We start from the raw sequence: 16,637 nt of genomic DNA on the forward strand, positions 1-16,637 counted from the left end.
AATCAAACATTCATTTTCGCCCCGAGGTCTCCTCGGGGTTTTTAGTTTTAAGCCCCAAAATTTTTTACAAATAGCTTAACAAAGACTAAAAATTAACGGGAAATGAGAATGACAGATACAACACGTTTACGCATCGCAATTCAAAAATCAGGCAGACTTTCAACTGACTGCCAAAACTTATTTAAACAACTCGGTATTAAACTAAATCTCAGAGAGCAAAAGTTAATTGCGCACTCAACTAATATGCCTATTGATATTTTACGTGTTCGCCACAACGATATCCCAGGTTTAGTAATGGATGGCGTATGTGACTTAGGCATCGTAGGTGAAAATGAATTAGTTGAAATGCAAGCTGAGCGTGAACAACAGTCTTTACCATTTCAAACAAAGAAACTAGCTCAACTTGATTTTGGTTATTGCCGCTTAGCACTTGCTTGGCCACAAGAACTCGGAGAAGTTGATACTAACTGGTTCCAAAATAAAAAAATTGCCACAACTTACCCTGCAATTTTAAGCCAATATTTAAAAAGAGAAAACATCAACGCTAGTTTAGTAAATTTATCTGGCTCAGTTGAAGTTGCTCCTCGTGCTGGTCTTGCTGATGCAATTTGTGATCTTGTATCTACTGGTGCAACGCTAGAAGCAAACGGATTAAGACAAGGCGAAACTATTATGGAGTCATATGCCTGCTTAATCCAAAACCCAGCATTAGATTGCCCTAACAAAACAGCCTTAATTGAAAAGTTATTACCTCGATTAAAAGCCGTTAAACAAGCTAAAGAAAGCAAATATATTATGTTGCACGCACCAAAGACTCGTCTAAAAGAAATATGTGATTTATTACCAGGTACAGGTCAGCCGACCATGCTATCCCTTGCGGGTTCTGATGAGCTTGTTGCCTTGCACATGGTGAGTCAAGAAACACTATTCTGGGAAACCATGGAATCTTTAAAAGCATTAGGTGCTAGCTCTATATTAGTGATGCCTATTGAAAAGATGATGGAGTAAGCACGTGTTTAAGTGGAATGAGGAAACAACTGCTTCACAGGAATCAATTTTACAGCGCCCTGCTATTGCCATAAGCACTGATATTAAATCGGCGACACAAGCGATTTTAGCTCAAGTAAAGGAACAAGGCGATGAAGCACTTATTAAATTGGCACAAAAGTTTGATAATGTCTCAGAGCTTGATTTATTAGTATCTGCTGGTGATATTGAACAGTCAGAATCTTTGATATCAATCGAGTTAAAACAAGCGATTGAAAGTGCATATAAAAATATTTTAGCTTTTCACACAATACAGCAACCTAAAGATGTCATGTTAGAAACTATCCCAGGTGTTTTATGTGAACTTAAGTATCAAGCAATCGAATCTGTTGGTATTTATGTACCCGGTGGCAGTGCACCATTACCTTCATCTGTATTAATGCAAGGTGTACTGGCCCAATTAAGTGGTGCAAAAACAGTCGTATTGGCAACACCGGTAAAAAATGAAGATAAATTAAATCCTGCAATTTTATATGCAGCAAAATTATGCGGTATTAAAACCATTTTAAAATCAGGTGGTGCAGGTGCAATTGCAGCGATGGCATTTGGCACCCAAAGTATTCCTAAAGTAAATAAGATTTTTGGACCAGGCAATGCATTTGTCACTATGGCAAAACAACTGGTATCACAACAAGTACCAGGATTAGCGATTGATATGCCTGCTGGCCCATCTGAAGTATTGATTATTGCAGATCAAAGAGCTAACCCTGACTTTATTGCTGCTGACTTGTTATCTCAAGCAGAACACGGAGCTGACTCTCAGGTTGTTTTAGTATCAAATTGCGAACAAATAATTGAAAAAACTAAAGTTGCATTAAGCCAGCAACTCAAAACACTTTCCAGAGCTGAAACAGCAAGGGCTGCACTTGAAAACTCGGCTTTTATTTTAGTTAATTCAATTGAGCAGGCTTTTGAAGTCTCTGCAAACTATGGTCCGGAGCACTTAATATTGCAATTAGGTTCTTGTGAGCCGTATTTACCGCTCGTTAAAAATGCAGGTTCAGTATTTGTAGGTGACTATAGCCCTGAATCTGCAGGTGACTATGCATCAGGTACTAATCACGTATTACCCACTTATGGTTATTCGAAAGTTTGCTCTAGTTTAAATTTATTAGACTTTTACCGTACATACACAGTGCAAACAATTACTAAGCAAGGTTTAACTGATTTATCTAAAGCGATATTACCCATAGCAAAAGCAGAAGGGTTAGATGCACACGCAAAAGCGGTGAGCATTAGACTAGAACAAGGAGAAGGCTAATGTCTGATGTAAAACCAAATCAAACATCTGGGTTATTACCTGAATATATTGCGCAGTTAACTGCATACAGCTCGGCAAAAAGTGAAAAGCTGACAGGGTCAACTTGGTTAAATGCCAATGAAAACCCTTATGCAAAAAATATCACGATTAGTGCTGATGATTTAAATCGCTATCCAGAGCCTCAGCCTGAAAATGTGATTTTTCGTTATGCAAATTATGCTCAAGTAAATACAAACCAAGTTTTAATGACCCGTGGTGCAGATGAAGGCATTGAGTTATTAATTCGTACTTTCTGTGAACCAGGTAAAGACAGTATCGCATTATTTTTACCTACTTATGGCATGTATAAAGTCAGTGCACAAAGTCACAATATTGGTTTGAATGCGCTATCACAATTGGATTTACAGTCAGATTCAATAGCGCAATTAGTCGAAAAAATTGGTGATTCAAAATTAGTATTTATTTGTAACCCAAATAATCCGACAGGTGCTTTAGTAGATACCAAAAGAATACAGGCATTATCAGATGCACTACCAAGCAATACTATTTTAGTTGTTGATGAAGCTTACATAGAATTTTGTAGTGATTATTCAAGTACAAAACTAATCAATGAAATAACAAATATCGTTGTTTTACGTACCTTATCTAAAGCATTTGCATTAGCAGGGCTAAGATGTGGCTTCACTTTAGCTTCAACAACCATTTTAGCAGCGATGAAAAAGGTCATAGCGCCCTATCCTGTGTCAACCGTTGTCGCAACTATTGCAAAAAATGCCCTAGAGAATGACGCTATTACTAGCATGCGTCGACAGGTCAATATTTTAAATAAACTCAAATGTGAACTGACAGATTGGCTTGATACTTCTCCTCAAGTGGAACAAGTTCTAAGTGGGTCAGGTAATTTTGTAACTTTAAAACTAACAAGCGCAGCATATATTCAAGTAGCGAGTGAAATGGGATTGATCATGCGCCCTTTTAATTTATTTGAAAGTGACACTTGGTTAAGAATAAGCATAGGCAGTAATTCAGAGCTAGCTCAAGTAAAAATTTGGCTTGATACCATAAATAATAACAATTTAAGCAGTAAGAGATAATCATGCAGAAACCATATTTATTCATAGATCGTGACGGTACTTTAATTGATGAACCAATTGAAGATAAACAAGTGGATACGCTAGCCAAAGTTAAGCTAGAACCGGGTGTCATTACTGCTTTGCTACAACTGCAACAAGCTGGATATACCTTAGTCATGGTATCAAACCAAGATGGTTTAGGCACAGATAGCTTTCCGACTGCTGATTTTGATCTTGCGCAAGATAAAATGATGGAGATTTTTACCACTCAAGGCATTTCTTTTGAGTCAGTATTAATATGCCCACATTTTGATGAACAAAATTGTGATTGCAGAAAACCTAAAACAGGATTACTAACCAGCTTAATGCAATCTGGCAAAGTAGATTTAGCTAAATCTTATGTCATTGGTGATAGAGAGACTGATATTGGTCTTGCTAAAAACCTATGCTGTGAAGGCATTTTATATGATGGTGATTGGCAAAAAATAGTGACCCAATTAACGACTTTAAACCGCCAAGCAAGTATCAGCCGAGATACTAAAGAAACACAGATTTCTGTTAAGTTAAACTTAGATGAGTCTGCAAAAGGTAGCATTAGTACTGGTTTAGGGTTTTTTGATCATATGTTAGATCAAATCAAAACCCATGGTAACTTTATGTTAGATATCCAAGCTAAAGGTGACTTACATATAGATGAGCATCACTTAGTAGAAGATATCGGCATCGCTTTAGGTAAAGCACTTAAAAAAGCATTAGGCACTAAATCTCAGATAGCACGATATGGCTTTGCCCTTCCTATGGACGAATGTTTAGCACAAGCCCAAATTGATTTATCAGGTCGCGCTTCATTTGTTTTAAATGCTAATTTTAGCAGAAAGAAAACGGGGGATTTAGATGTACAAATGGTTGAGCATTTTTTCAAGAGCTTAAGTGATAATGCCGATTTAAGTTTAATTTTGAGCGTCAGTGATGGTAATTGCCACCACCAAGTAGAAGGTTTATTTAAGGTATTTGCTAGAGCATTACGTATGGCAATAACACAAGATAAAAGCCAAAGCTTAGCCAGTTCTAAAGGGTGTTTGTAAGGAGATGTCAGTGTTAGCAATTATAGATACGGGATGTGCCAATATAAATTCCGTCAGATTTGCCTTTGAGCGTTTAGGTATCACACCTAATATTATTACAGATGTGGATCAAGTTAAATCTGCTGAACGTATTATTTTACCCGGTGTTGGTCACGCTTCTGTTGCTATGGATCGGTTAATATCAGGCGGTTGGCTTGAAGCAATCAATACCTTTGAAAGACCTATTATGGGTATTTGCTTAGGAATGCAATTATTATGTGAGCATTCATCAGAAGGTAATGTAAACACGCTCGGTAAAATTAAAGGTAATGTATCACAACTTGAAGTTGGTCAACTGACAAGTCCACATATGGGGTGGAACAATCTGAATGTTCTTAGGCCTCACGCTTTAACAAAAGGAGTGTCTAGTGATGATCAGGTTTACTTTGTCCATAGTTTTGCGCATCAAGTAAATGACTGTACGTTAGCCTCAACCCAATATGGTCAAGAATTTTCAGCCATAGTGGCGCAAGACAATATCGCTGGGATGCAATTTCACCCGGAGCGCTCAGCTAAAGTTGGCGCACGCTTATTACAAAACTTTTTAGATTGGCAGATTTAGGTTTATAAAAAAATGATTATTCCAGCTTTAGATGTATTACAAAACAAAATCGTGCGTTTATACCAAGGTAAATATGATACTGCGCAATTTTACCCGTTTGAACTGTCAGAGCGCCTAAAAGAATATGCCCAATCAGGGGCTAAACAATTACATTTGGTTGATTTAGAAGGTGCACGTGATCCGAGTAAAAAACAATGGCAACATATTCAAAACGCATTAAAAGAGCTCAAAGTACCTTTTCAAATCGGCGGCGGCATACGAAGCGAATCGGATATCTCCACTTGGCTAGACGCAGGAGCATCCCAAGTAGTGATTGGCTCTATGGCTGTAGAGAAACGCCAAGAAGTCAGCGAATGGATCAACAAGTTTGGCGCAAAACACTTTGTGATTGCATTAGATGTAAATAAGACAGATTCGGGCTGGTTACCAGCAACACATGGTTGGTTAGAGGCATCTAAGTATAGTCTATCTGAGTTAGTTGCTTTTTACTTGTCTATCGGTATTACTGACTTCCTATGTACGGACATAAGTAAGGATGGCACTATGACTGGACCTTCATTTGCCTTATATGAAGATCTGTTAAACGAGTTTCCTCAGATAAAAGTACAAGCATCAGGCGGTGTAAGCTCTCTTGAAGATATCAAAAAACTCAATGAACTTGGTGTATCGGGTATTATTTTAGGCAAATCATTATTAGATAACGCGTTTACCGTTGAGGAGGCAATAGATGCTTAGCAAACGCATAATTCCTTGCTTAGATGTAAAAAATGGCCAAGTTGTTAAAGGTGTTAAGTTCAAAAGCCATGAAGTCGTTGGCGAAATATTAGATTTAGCCAAAGCTTATAGTGATGCTGGTGCTGATGAACTGGTATTTTATGAGATCAGTGCCAGTGTAGAAAAACGCTTATTAGATTTAACTTGGGTGGAAACCATAGCAAAAAATATAGATATTCCATTTTGTGTTGCCGGTGGTATTAAATCTGTATCAGATGCTGCCCGTGTTTTAAAACAAGGTGCAGATAAAATAAGTATTAATAGTCCGGCAATTGCCAGACCTGAACTTATCAAAGAATTACATGATGAATTTGGCAAGCAATGTGTTGTTGTAGGTATAGATAGCTTTTATGATGAAAAAACTAACGAATACCTTGTTTATCAGCTCACTGGCGATCCAAATGCCACAAGTAGAACACGATATAAAACATTAGACTGGGTAAAAAAAGTACAAGAATTAGGTGCTGGTGAAATTGTGCTTAACTGCATGAATCAAGATGGTGTTCGCAATGGTTATGATATTGAACAATTGAATAAAGTACGCAACATTTGTTCTTTACCTATCATAGCCTCAGGTGGTGCAGGTTCAATGGCTGATTTTAAAAATGTTTTTGAGCAAGCCAGTGTTGATGGTGCACTGGCTGCCAGTGTTTTTCACAAAGACATTATAAAAATTCCTGAACTTAAACAATATTTAGCTCAAAATAAAATAGCGACAAGATTATGTTAATAAATACAAATAATATAAAAGAAATAGATTTTTCAAAAAGTGAACTTATTCCAGCAATTGTTCAAGATAAAAATACTGGCATCATTTTAATGCAAGGATTTATGAACTATGAAGCGATGGAAAAAACATTAGACTGTAATATGGTGACTTTCTACAGTCGTTCAAAACAAAGGTTATGGACAAAAGGTGAATCATCAGATAATTATCTTATAGTGAAAGAAGTGCACACAGATTGTGATTTTGATTCTATTTTAATATTAGCTGAACCAAAAGGTCCAACGTGTCATTTAGGTACCCAGAGTTGTTTTGAAAATGCAAAACCAGATCTTGCGTTTATTGCACAACTTAACCAAGTCATATCCCAACGAAAAAATGACGATCCAAAGGAAAGCTATACAGCCTCATTATTTGCCAAAGATATTAGCAGAAGTGCCCAAAAAGTAGGTGAAGAAGGTGTAGAAGTCGCCCTTGCAGCAGTAAAACAAGATATTGATGAATTAAAGAATGAATCGGCAGATTTGTTATATCATTTATTGGTGCTACTGCAACGAAGTGAAACTGATATTAGTCAAGTAGTGAAAGTGCTCGAGCAACGTCATAAATAGTATTATCTTGTGATTAAAATCAAAAAAGGCATCAAGTTTGATGCCTTTTCTTTTTATTAAACAATATAAAAGGTATGCTTGTAAAAGCTAAATTATCTACCAAGGATAGAAAAATGAAACCTTATATCGCACTCATAGCTGCATCTTTCGCATTAAGCGGCTGCGTTAATACTTTATCTTCAGAACAAGAAACACAAATCGATAACATGTCATCGTGTGATAAAATTCAAGGGTTATTAACTTCATTTAATAATGAATTTGCTCCATTGAAAAAAAGTCGTGTCAAAAACAAATATATGGAAGTTTGGCAAGCAAGTTATAACTTAGTTGGAGAAAACTGCCAAATATCTAAATCAAATAACAATGCAATTAATTACATGTGTCAGCAAAATTTTTCAGAGAAAGACCAGGCAATTGCTATTTATTCTCAAGCAACGAGTTTTACACAGTCTTGTTTAAAAAATGACAAATGGAAGGTAAAAACTGACAATAATAAAAACTCAGTACGCACTACTTATTACTTAAATGAACAATCGCCTAGTATTTCAATTCATTCGGGAAAAACATTAGCTAAATTAAATGATGTTTGGATGGTATCTTTTGAAGTAGGAAAAAGATAAATCTGTACAATATGGCTCCTTTTTGGAGCCATAATTAAATAGTATTTTTATATGAGTTTTATTTTCAAATTTGGCTTTTCAGCAGATAATTCAATAATATGACCATTTCTTAATATCTTAAATGATATTCTCTTACCTTTTTCAACATTTTTCAAATAGTTAGCCATACTTAAATAATTACTTGCATCGCCTGTTATGTAAATATCACCTACTGCAAGTAAAATATCGCCACCCAAGATCATTTGTTGGCCTTCAATTTCAGCTTCTAATACACCGCCTTTTAATCCGACTTTATCCGCAAAGCTTTGTTTAGCAACTTTCTCAATTAACAAACCTGACTTTTGAGGCACATTTAGTGCCTTCGCTACTCCAGTTGGTAGTACCGTAAACTCTAAACCAAACCAAATTGTAGGTTGTTCAATTAAGATTCTTTTAACCATATTACTACTAGCAGCAAAACCTAAACCTTCATTACCACCGGATTGTGTTTCTATATAACTTACAACACCAATAAGTTCACCTTTACTATTAAATAGTGGGCCACCAGAGTTACCCTGGTTAATGGCTGCATCAGTCTGTAAAAACTCAATTTCGCCCTTACCTAAACCTTTTTGTGTACGGCGACCACTTAAGTGACCAACAGTTAATGTATGGCTTAATCCATAGGGCGTGCCAATGACAAAGACTTCTTCACCTATTTTAGTCTTTTCTGAATTTGCTATTTTAATTGCTGGAAAGTCTGACTCATTCGTAATTAATTTAATTAATGCAATATCTGCAGCTTGATAACTCGATAAGACTTTTGCTTTAAACTGCCCTTTACCTTGAACTTCAACAGTTAGCTCATCAGCACTGTTTACAACATGCGCAGCTGTTAAAATTAAACCTTCTGAATTTATCAGGGTGCCTGTACCTAAACTACTTGAAGTAAAAGAGACTAATTCATTATTCTGGGCTCTTACTTGCTCAGTATCTGAGTAAATTATGACAACAGATTTATCAAGTTTTTCATATAATTTACTGTAATCCTTAGCTGATACAAAAAAGCTTAAAAATATAAATCCCCAAGCAATAACTTTTAGCATACTTTTCCCTTTAATATGTTATAAAAAATTCGTCTATAATGATAACATAGTCAATAAAGATGTAACTGAGTTCAACAGATCTAATTTAAACGAAAATAATGCCAAAAATTAAAAAGACACAATATAAAACCGCGTGTATCGGACAGTGCTATCGTTTGAAAGGTTTTTGCGAAGGCTGTGGGCGAACAGATACTGAGATTCAAGATTGGATCCTATTAACGCAAAGAGAAAGAGACGAAATTTTAAAAATGCCAATCTCGCTGAATATCATAAATAATAAAGATTAGCTAAAATACTTACTAGGCGGTTTAGTTTTTATCTTATTTACGTATACTATAAAAGTTATTATTGTTATTTTCACTGGAAAGGAAGACGGAAGTTAGTGTCAAATCAATTAGAAACCTTACAAAACAAACTAAATAAAGCAATCAAAAATAGAGATATTATTGAAACAGCAAGGCAATCTCAGCTTGGTACCTTAACTCAGTTTGTTGCAAAGTTATCCCTTGTTTGTAAAGGCCAAGATTTAGAACTTGATAATAAACTAGCTAAATTTCGAGCATTATTAAATAAAGGTGTCGATTTTGAAGTGTTATCTCCTTTCATTGATGAAATTTCAAGTATTTTAAAAGCACAAGAAACCAAACAAGACTCTAACATCAGACAACTCCAGCAAAGTGTCAATGATGCTGGTAAAAAACTACAACAAACTAAAGGGGTACCTGATGACCTCCGCCGCAGTCTAAGAAACCTGCTGTCTAATGATTTAGATGGTATTAAAGCCACTTCTGACTTTATTCCTTTATTATCAAAACTTGTCGAAATTTACCATCAAGTGCTTAGTAATAAACATGGTAATTTAAATTCCGAACAACCTCAATTGGCGCCAAATTTAGCGCAAGAGCTATTAAACTTAACAAGTGAACTAGCTTTTGAAGGACAAAATGCCCTTGAGTTTGAAAAAATAAAAGCACTGATCAGTCAAGATTTTAAGCTTGAAGTATTATTAGACGCGTGCATTAGTATTATCCGCATTATCATTTCCAGTATCTCTAAAGAAAGAGATACGGCGCAGCAATTTTTACTCAATGTGAATGAGACCCTCACGCTATTGCATCAAACACTGCTAGATTCAGTGCAACGCTCAAAAGAAGTTGGTCATAAAATGGCTGATTTAAATAAAAAAATTGAGTTAAAAATTTCTCAACTTTCATCTGAAACAGAAGAAGCGTCAACAATTGATTCTTTAAAAATGATTGTTGGACAAAAGCTCGAAGCATTAACACTCGATATTAAGTTTAAAGAAGACCTTGAGCTATCAGAGAGAGAGTCATTAGCCAATACACTCAAAGAGATGCAAAACAAAATAAACTCTTTAGAAAGTGAGACTAGTGACTATAAAGAAAGATTAGCAGAACAACGATTTAAAAGCTTACAAGATAGCTTAACAAAATTACCAAATCGCGCAGCTTATGATGAAAGAATTGAATTAGAATACAATACTTTTAAAAGAAGTCATCATGATTTATGTTTAGTTGTCATTGATATTGATCATTTCAAAAGTGTAAATGATACATTTGGTCATAGTGCCGGAGATAAAACCCTGCAAGTACTCGCTAATGCACTTAAAAAGTCAGTGCGAGTTACAGACTTTATTGCCCGCTTTGGTGGTGAAGAATTTGTGATTATTATGCCTAATTCAGATCTAAAACAAATTGCAGCACCACTTGAAAAAATCAGAAAAACGATTAAAGCGATTCCTTTTAAATTTAAAAGTAAAAACCTGCGGATCACTATATCACTGGGTGCAAGTCAATTTAAAGTGAATGACAGCATAGTCGAGGTCTTTGATCGTGCAGATGCAGCACTGTATGAAGCTAAAAACTCAGGTAGAGATCGTATAATTTTTAAAAAATAATCGCATTTATTAAATTAAAAACTATATTTAAATTATATAGTTATTTAAGGAATGTGTATGAGTATACAATTAAACCCTATAGGTATATTAGATCTACTTTCACAATTGGAAGTAGATTCTCTTAAAAAATCTTCAACCAGCAATTTATATACGCTATTTAGAAATTGCTCATTAGCTGTATTAAATGTTGGCAGCCATACCGATTCAAGTTCTGAAATATACGAAAATTATAAAAATTTCGATATAAACCTATTATGCCGAGAACGCGGTATCAAAATTGAATTACATAACCCACCTGAAACTGCTTTCGTGGATGGCCAAATTATTAGAGGTATTCACGAGCATTTATTTTCTGTTATTCGAGATATTTTATTTATTCAAAGCAAATACGATAATAACCGCATTAATCTGACTGACTCAAACCATATTACCCATGTGGTATTTGATATGCTGCGTAATGCCAATGCCCTCCCCATCATAAAAGAGCCCAATATGATTGTCTGTTGGGGTGGACACTCTATTGCTGATAATGAATACAGATATACCAAAGAGGTTGGCTACCAACTTGGATTAAGGGGATTAAATATATGTACTGGATGCGGGCCAGGTGCAATGAAAGGTCCAATGAAAGGTGCAACTATCGGTCATGCTAAACAAAGGATCCGTGATAACCGTTATGTTGGTCTAACTGAGCCCTGTATTATCGCAGCAGAGCCACCAAATCCAATCGTAAACGAACTTACTATTTTACCTGATATAGAAAAAAGGTTAGAAGCATTTGTAAGGATCAGCCACGGGATCATTATTTTCCCAGGGGGTGCTGGTACAGCAGAAGAATTATTATACCTATTAGGTATATTACTTCATCCTGCCAACGAGCAGCAGTGTTTACCTGTTATATTAACGGGTCCTAAAGAAAGTAAAGCCTACTTTGATGAAATCTCTCTTTTTGTGCAAAAAACACTCGGTGATAGTGCCCTTGCAAAATTTAAAGTCATTATTGATGATCCTAATGCTGTTGCTGCTTATTTAAAACAAGAAATGGTAAAAGTAAGAGAGTACCGTAAAGAAAAAGGTGATGCCTATCATTTTAATTGGACACTAAAGATAGAACCAGAATTTCAATTACCTTTTGCGCCAACTCATGACAATATGTCCAGTTTAAACTTACATTTATCGCAACCAGCACAACAACTTGCTGCTAATTTAAGACGCGCATTTTCAGGTATAGTTGCAGGGAATGTTAAAGATGAGGGCATTCAAGAAATTAAAAGAAATGGTCCATTTGAAATACAAGGAGATCCTGATTTGATGAAAGATATGGATAGTCTTTTACAAGCTTTTGTTAAACAAGGCAGAATGAAGTTACCCGGCTCAGCATATGTACCTTGTTATAAAATTAAAGTCTGAAAATAATATTTGTTCAATTACGCCGCTTTTACTGATAATTATTGAAGAAATCGTTAAAATAATATGATTAAGGGCGCGTAATAATAATTCTATTAAGTTAGCGATCTAATTTAAATTGGAATTAAGCCCACACACCAATCACTGTAATGTATTAGATGTCAAAAACAAATACTTTGCAGTGGTTTGGTTTATAAAAAAAGGGCTAAACAAAAAACAATGTCAACACACGTATTATTAATAGATGCTTTAAATTTAATTAGGCGTATTTATGCAGTAGATAGTAGCCATAAGCACTTAACTGATGAACAAATAATAAACTCGGCTCATCAAAGGGTTATGAATGCGACAAATAAACTATTAAAACTATCACAAGCCACACATGCTATTGCAGTATTTGATGGTGATAAAAGCTGGCGTTATACCTACTATGAAAACTATAAACAAAATAGAAATGAAATGCCAACAGCACTTAAAAGCGCCCTCAGTACTTTTAAGCAAGGTTTTAATGATGCAGGGATCATGTCTTTTTCACCAGAGCAAGATGAAGCTGACGATATTATAGCAACGCTTGCTACTAAAATATCAGGTCAAAACATTTCGTGTACTATTATCTCTACAGATAAAGGATTTTTACCTTTACTGGATCAGCATATTTCAATATATGATTATTTTTCGCAAAAGTTCATCACACCCGTTGATATCAAGGATAAATTTAATTTACCAATTGACAAATTAGTAGAGTTTTGGGCTTTAGCAGGCGATAATACCAATGATATACCTGGTGTCAAAGGTATAGGTAAGAAAACAGCATTAACGATATTAACCGAAAATGCCAGTGTAGAATCAGCTTTAGCCAGTGACAATTTACCAGATAAGATAAAAATAAAACTGACAAACTCAATATCTGATTTTATAACTGCAAAGGTTTTAGTTACATTACGTACAGATATAAATCTAGGATTTTCATTAAAGCAATTAAGAGTAAAACTGAGTTAAAAAACTTATGACAAAAAAGATTTTTCGATACATTTTATTAGGCTTAGGTGTTTACGCAGTTTTGGCTGCTTCAGTGATGTTGTTTTATAAAGATGACCCTGCAACCATGAATTGGCAAGATCGCCAGTCATATAATAAACGCTTCATTTCTAATTTAAAGCTTAAAAACCCAAGATATTTTGATACCGTTATCGAAACTTTAGGATCTCCAGATCTGACTTTTGCAAAGAAAACCCCTACTGATACATATCAAATTTTGTATTACCGTACTCAGCATATGAAATCAGATGGCATCACAACAGTAGATGAGTGTACAGGTTTAATGTTTAAAAATAATTTACTCATTGCTTGGGGACCTGGCGCTGATAAAGCATACGAAAATATTTCACATGAATAAATTATCAGCCAAAGAGCTTGCTATTTTAGTCAGTGAAACACAAACTTTATTAGGTTTGTATTATCACAAAGATAAATGGAAAAGTATCTTTCCAACAATTAGCCTCTTATCTGAAAAGTTTGATCAATTTTATGAGTCAAATCCAAATGCAATGCAAGCTAGGCTCAGTTTTTATTTAGAAAAACAAGGTTATACAACAAACCTTGTTATTAACCAAATCATCATCGTATTATGTATTTGTCATAGTTTAGGTATCAATCACGTTATACGCCAGCAACTAATTTCAGCGTGTTTATGCCAATATATATGCATTCAAAAAGAAAATAATGCCATTGCGTCTAATCAAAAAATATCATCTCAAGGATTGAAGCTTTACAAACTTCATAATACCCTGACACTCAAGTTAATGAACTATGCCCAAATACCACAGGGAATAATACACACCGTATTTAATAATCTAACCCTATATAAGCAAGTAATTTTAGGAAAAAACCACTGCGCATTAATTGATATCAATACACTCATCATCAGTATTTCAACACTAATATCAAAAGAAATTACATTAGCAAAAAATAATAAAGCAAAAAGCTTAACCGCCGCTATTTCCACTTTATATATAAATTGCGAGCAGTCTAATGTACAAACTATTTTAAAGAAACTTTTAAGTTATTTACCTTGTGTTATGCCCGGTACTAAAATCAGTACTAAGCCAGATTGCTATCATATTGGACAATTCTATAAAAAAGATAACATTATTAACTTATGTTTTACGATCCCAGAGACTGAGAACTCAAGCAAAGGGCGCTTTTCTTTAACAAAAGATCAGACACAGCTAAATCGTGTACAGCATATTTGTTATGATCAGGGTGTTATATTTAAAATATGGTTTGAGCCTTTGGAAAATATTACCTCAAAGAATGAACTCTTAATCAAAGAAACTTTAAGCTGCAAAGTACCATTAGACAATATTGAATTACTAAAAAGCAGTCTTAATGCTAAAAATAACCATTCGGTTGAAGAATTATGTGAGTTATTAAATAACTATCCTTATATTTCACACTCATTATGTTTACTTGCTTCAAAGGCAAATAGAACCGAACAGCATATAGATTCAATACGCCATGCGATCATGATGTTAGGGGCAAATCGTACTCCTCTATTAATACTAAAAATAATATTAGAGTTACAATTAGATGCCTTAGGCATTGCCCAATGGTTTAATTTAAAGAATAAAGTGCGATCACTCGTACTAGCATGTGAGCAGGCAGCACAGGAAATTTATGATTTTCTACCTGAAGAAGCAAGCTTATGCATTTTAAATTATTGTTATCGTGTTTTAGCTGAAAAAAACAACCAAATATATACGCTAAGTGCTAGCAAAAATGATTTAAATCTAGACTCTCCTTTTTTAATAGAAACACTTTTAGGTATTAAAAATGTTTCAGATCATTCAACAGCCAATATTCAAAATAACATGTCTAAAGAATGGCTTGAGGCTATCAGAGCTCTGAAAAAAAAATCAGCGCGTGATTCAATATCAAAACCTTCCAATCATTTATATTGTTTAGGTTTAGCCCTACTTTGTATTAATAAAATTTACGAACCAGATTATGATTTTGATGCTTACGCCAATGAGTTCATCGCCAAGGCAGTGAAAAGTTTAAAACTTGAAAGTATCGATAAATACCTGAATACTTTATTAGAACAAAACTTCTGTAATCGAATAGATGTGAGTTAATTTAACTATTAACAAAAGCAAAAAGTAGCTAAAAAACCCCTGAGTTGTTATAAATATACTTTAAATCTTTATTCCAATTTAAAGGATGTTTAATGGCTAAGCGAACCATTACAGTAATAAAAGGCGACGGTATCGGCCCAAGCATTATAGATTCTGCTTTAGAGATATTAAAAGCAGCGGGTTGTGATTTTAATTATGAATTTGTCGAAGCAGGACTTGTAGCACTTGAAAATACAGGCGAACTTTTACCTCAGTCAACACTCGATGCCATTGTTAAAAATAAGATTACGCTAAAAGGCCCTCTGACGACTCCTGTTGGCGAAGGTTTTACTTCAATAAATGTAACCTTAAGAAAAAAATTCAATTTATTCGCAAATGTCAGACCTGTAAAGTCATTTATTGGTACCAAAGCCCGTTATGATAATATAGATATCATTACTGTACGTGAAAATACACAAGGCATGTATTCAGGGGTAGGACAAACAATAACTGAAGATGGCAGTGAAGCCCAAGCAATGTCAATGATCACGCGCGAAGGGGCTGAAAAAATCATTACTTTCGCTTATGAGCTTGCCTTAAGGGAAAACAGAAAAAAAGTAACCACAGTTCACAAAGCAAATATTCTTAAATCTACTTCAGGTTTATTCCTTAAAATCGCTAGAGAAATAGCACAAAAGTATCCTCAAATTGAATCAACTGAAATGATTGTTGATGCAACTTGTATGAAGCTTGTAATGACACCTGAAGAATTTGACGTAATAGTAACAACAAACCTATTTGGTGATATTTTATCAGATTTATGTGCTGGTTTAGTGGGTGGTTTAGGCATGGCACCAGGTGCTAACATAGGTGAAGATATTGCAATTTTTGAAGGCGTTCATGGTAGTGCTCCAGATATTGCAGGCAAAAACCTTGCTAATCCAACATCCGTTATTTTAGCATCGATACAAATGCTAGAACATTTAGATATGGCAGATACCGCTAGTCGGATCAGAAATGCAGTTGCAGGGGTGATTAAGTCAGGCGATAGAACTACCCGGGATTTAGGCGGAAATCACGGTACAACTGATTTCACACAATCTGTAATAGAAAGATTATAGTTTAAATACGATAACCCTTTATAACTAGTATGAAGGGTTTTTTATACTCAAAATAGCCAGAGTAGCATAAATAATTCAACTCATTGTACAACGCATAATTTATCCCTATTAAATATAAATAGTAACAATTAAAACATTATCTATTCATTTTAAAAACTTACTTGACATTAGAGTGAAAAAAACATAAAAATACGTTA

17 protein-coding genes are annotated in these 16,637 nt (G+C 34.7%); 16 read left to right on the forward strand and 1 reads right to left on the reverse strand.

Going from position 1 to position 16,637, the window contains the following annotated elements; all coding sequences use genetic code 11:
* Positions 1–108 precede the first annotated feature (108 nt).
* The 9 genes from hisG to KO527_RS14905 all read left to right on the forward strand — a co-directional run bounded on the left by hisG (position 109) and on the right by KO527_RS14905 (position 7,796).
* Positions 109–1,008 (forward strand): ATP phosphoribosyltransferase, encoded by a 900-nt coding sequence (gene hisG / locus KO527_RS14865; protein WP_216041066.1) that lies wholly within the window; start codon positions 109–111, stop codon positions 1,006–1,008.
* A 4-nt stretch (positions 1,009–1,012) separates the two neighbouring features.
* Positions 1,013–2,308 carry a histidinol dehydrogenase gene (gene hisD, locus KO527_RS14870; protein WP_216041067.1) on the forward strand — a complete coding sequence of 432 codons (1,296 nt, stop codon included), beginning with the start codon at positions 1,013–1,015 and terminating at the stop codon, positions 2,306–2,308.
* Positions 2,308–3,402, forward strand: coding sequence for a histidinol-phosphate transaminase (hisC, locus tag KO527_RS14875; protein WP_216041068.1), 1,095 nt, complete (start codon positions 2,308–2,310; stop codon positions 3,400–3,402). The genes hisD and hisC overlap by 1 nt, the downstream gene beginning before the upstream one ends.
* 2 nt (positions 3,403–3,404) lie before the next feature.
* Positions 3,405–4,466, forward strand: a complete 1,062-nt coding sequence (hisB, locus tag KO527_RS14880) for a bifunctional histidinol-phosphatase/imidazoleglycerol-phosphate dehydratase HisB (protein WP_216041069.1) — start codon at positions 3,405–3,407, stop codon at positions 4,464–4,466.
* A gap of 10 nt (positions 4,467–4,476) precedes the next feature.
* Positions 4,477–5,067 (forward strand): imidazole glycerol phosphate synthase subunit HisH, encoded by a 591-nt coding sequence (gene hisH, locus KO527_RS14885; protein ID WP_216041070.1) that lies wholly within the window; start codon positions 4,477–4,479, stop codon positions 5,065–5,067.
* Positions 5,068–5,079: 12 nt separating this feature from the next.
* A complete protein-coding gene (gene hisA / locus KO527_RS14890) occupies positions 5,080–5,802 on the forward strand; it encodes a 1-(5-phosphoribosyl)-5-[(5-phosphoribosylamino)methylideneamino]imidazole-4-carboxamide isomerase (protein WP_216041071.1) in 723 nt (240 codons plus the stop codon).
* Positions 5,795–6,571: an imidazole glycerol phosphate synthase subunit HisF gene (gene hisF / locus KO527_RS14895; protein ID WP_216041072.1), complete on the forward strand. Its 777-nt coding sequence runs from the start codon at positions 5,795–5,797 to the stop codon at positions 6,569–6,571. The genes hisA and hisF overlap by 8 nt, the downstream gene beginning before the upstream one ends.
* Positions 6,565–7,176: a bifunctional phosphoribosyl-AMP cyclohydrolase/phosphoribosyl-ATP diphosphatase HisIE gene (gene hisIE, locus KO527_RS14900; RefSeq protein ID WP_216041073.1), complete on the forward strand. Its 612-nt coding sequence runs from the start codon at positions 6,565–6,567 to the stop codon at positions 7,174–7,176. The genes hisF and hisIE overlap by 7 nt, the downstream gene beginning before the upstream one ends.
* Positions 7,177–7,289: 113 nt before the next feature.
* The gene (locus tag KO527_RS14905; protein ID WP_216041074.1) at positions 7,290–7,796 is read left to right on the forward strand and encodes a hypothetical protein; all 507 of its coding nucleotides are present in this window, start codon (positions 7,290–7,292) and stop codon (positions 7,794–7,796) included.
* Between the two features lie 47 nt (positions 7,797–7,843).
* On the opposite strand, the gene KO527_RS14910 is transcribed toward KO527_RS14905, so the two are convergent.
* Complete coding sequence (locus tag KO527_RS14910) at positions 7,844–8,881, reverse strand: trypsin-like peptidase domain-containing protein (RefSeq protein WP_216041075.1); 1,038 nt, start codon at positions 8,879–8,881, stop codon at positions 7,844–7,846.
* A gap of 98 nt (positions 8,882–8,979) precedes the next feature.
* Between KO527_RS14910 and KO527_RS14915 the strand changes: the two genes are divergently transcribed.
* The 7 genes from KO527_RS14915 to KO527_RS14945 all read left to right on the forward strand — a co-directional run bounded on the left by KO527_RS14915 (position 8,980) and on the right by KO527_RS14945 (position 16,440).
* The gene (locus KO527_RS14915) at positions 8,980–9,168 is read left to right on the forward strand and encodes a DUF1289 domain-containing protein (RefSeq protein WP_216041076.1); all 189 of its coding nucleotides are present in this window, start codon (positions 8,980–8,982) and stop codon (positions 9,166–9,168) included.
* A gap of 95 nt (positions 9,169–9,263) precedes the next feature.
* Positions 9,264–10,799, forward strand: a complete 1,536-nt coding sequence (locus KO527_RS14920; RefSeq protein WP_216041077.1) for a GGDEF domain-containing protein — start codon at positions 9,264–9,266, stop codon at positions 10,797–10,799.
* 57 nt (positions 10,800–10,856) lie between these two features.
* The gene (gene ppnN, locus KO527_RS14925; RefSeq protein ID WP_216041078.1) at positions 10,857–12,209 is read left to right on the forward strand and encodes a nucleotide 5'-monophosphate nucleosidase PpnN; all 1,353 of its coding nucleotides are present in this window, start codon (positions 10,857–10,859) and stop codon (positions 12,207–12,209) included.
* Between the two features lie 216 nt (positions 12,210–12,425).
* Positions 12,426–13,205 (forward strand): flap endonuclease Xni, encoded by a 780-nt coding sequence (gene xni, locus KO527_RS14930; protein ID WP_216041079.1) that lies wholly within the window; start codon positions 12,426–12,428, stop codon positions 13,203–13,205.
* Positions 13,206–13,212: 7 nt separating this feature from the next.
* Positions 13,213–13,602, forward strand: a complete 390-nt coding sequence (locus KO527_RS14935) for a DUF3192 domain-containing protein (protein WP_216041080.1) — start codon at positions 13,213–13,215, stop codon at positions 13,600–13,602.
* Entirely contained in the window at positions 13,595–15,340 is a 1,746-nt protein-coding gene (locus tag KO527_RS14940) for a hypothetical protein (protein ID WP_216041081.1), read from the forward strand. The genes KO527_RS14935 and KO527_RS14940 overlap by 8 nt, the downstream gene beginning before the upstream one ends.
* Before the next feature lie 92 nt (positions 15,341–15,432).
* Positions 15,433–16,440, forward strand: coding sequence for an isocitrate dehydrogenase (locus tag KO527_RS14945; RefSeq protein WP_216041082.1), 1,008 nt, complete (start codon positions 15,433–15,435; stop codon positions 16,438–16,440).
* The last annotated feature ends 197 nt before the right edge of the window (positions 16,441–16,637 follow it).

This window comes from Pseudoalteromonas sp. C2R02 (assembly GCF_018860845.1).
Lineage (GTDB): Bacteria > Pseudomonadota > Gammaproteobacteria > Enterobacterales > Alteromonadaceae > Pseudoalteromonas.

What these genes read in the sequence shown, in the direction of transcription:
- hisG (WP_216041066.1), top strand. Translation starts at nt 109, where the DNA reads ATGACAGATACAACACGTTTACGCATCGCAATTCAAAAATCAGGCAGA.
- hisC (WP_216041068.1), top strand. Translation starts at nt 2,308, where the DNA reads ATGTCTGATGTAAAACCAAATCAAACATCTGGGTTATTACCTGAATAT.
- hisB (WP_216041069.1), top strand. Translation starts at nt 3,405, where the DNA reads ATGCAGAAACCATATTTATTCATAGATCGTGACGGTACTTTAATTGAT.
- hisA (WP_216041071.1), top strand. Translation starts at nt 5,080, where the DNA reads ATGATTATTCCAGCTTTAGATGTATTACAAAACAAAATCGTGCGTTTA.
- hisF (WP_216041072.1), top strand. Translation starts at nt 5,795, where the DNA reads ATGCTTAGCAAACGCATAATTCCTTGCTTAGATGTAAAAAATGGCCAA.
- hisIE (WP_216041073.1), top strand. Translation starts at nt 6,565, where the DNA reads ATGTTAATAAATACAAATAATATAAAAGAAATAGATTTTTCAAAAAGT.
- KO527_RS14905 (WP_216041074.1), top strand. Translation starts at nt 7,290, where the DNA reads ATGAAACCTTATATCGCACTCATAGCTGCATCTTTCGCATTAAGCGGC.
- KO527_RS14910 (WP_216041075.1), bottom strand. Translation starts at nt 8,881, where the DNA reads ATGCTAAAAGTTATTGCTTGGGGATTTATATTTTTAAGCTTTTTTGTA.
- KO527_RS14915 (WP_216041076.1), top strand. Translation starts at nt 8,980, where the DNA reads ATGCCAAAAATTAAAAAGACACAATATAAAACCGCGTGTATCGGACAG.
- ppnN (WP_216041078.1), top strand. Translation starts at nt 10,857, where the DNA reads ATGAGTATACAATTAAACCCTATAGGTATATTAGATCTACTTTCACAA.
- xni (WP_216041079.1), top strand. Translation starts at nt 12,426, where the DNA reads ATGTCAACACACGTATTATTAATAGATGCTTTAAATTTAATTAGGCGT.
- KO527_RS14935 (WP_216041080.1), top strand. Translation starts at nt 13,213, where the DNA reads ATGACAAAAAAGATTTTTCGATACATTTTATTAGGCTTAGGTGTTTAC.
- KO527_RS14940 (WP_216041081.1), top strand. Translation starts at nt 13,595, where the DNA reads ATGAATAAATTATCAGCCAAAGAGCTTGCTATTTTAGTCAGTGAAACA.
- KO527_RS14945 (WP_216041082.1), top strand. Translation starts at nt 15,433, where the DNA reads ATGGCTAAGCGAACCATTACAGTAATAAAAGGCGACGGTATCGGCCCA.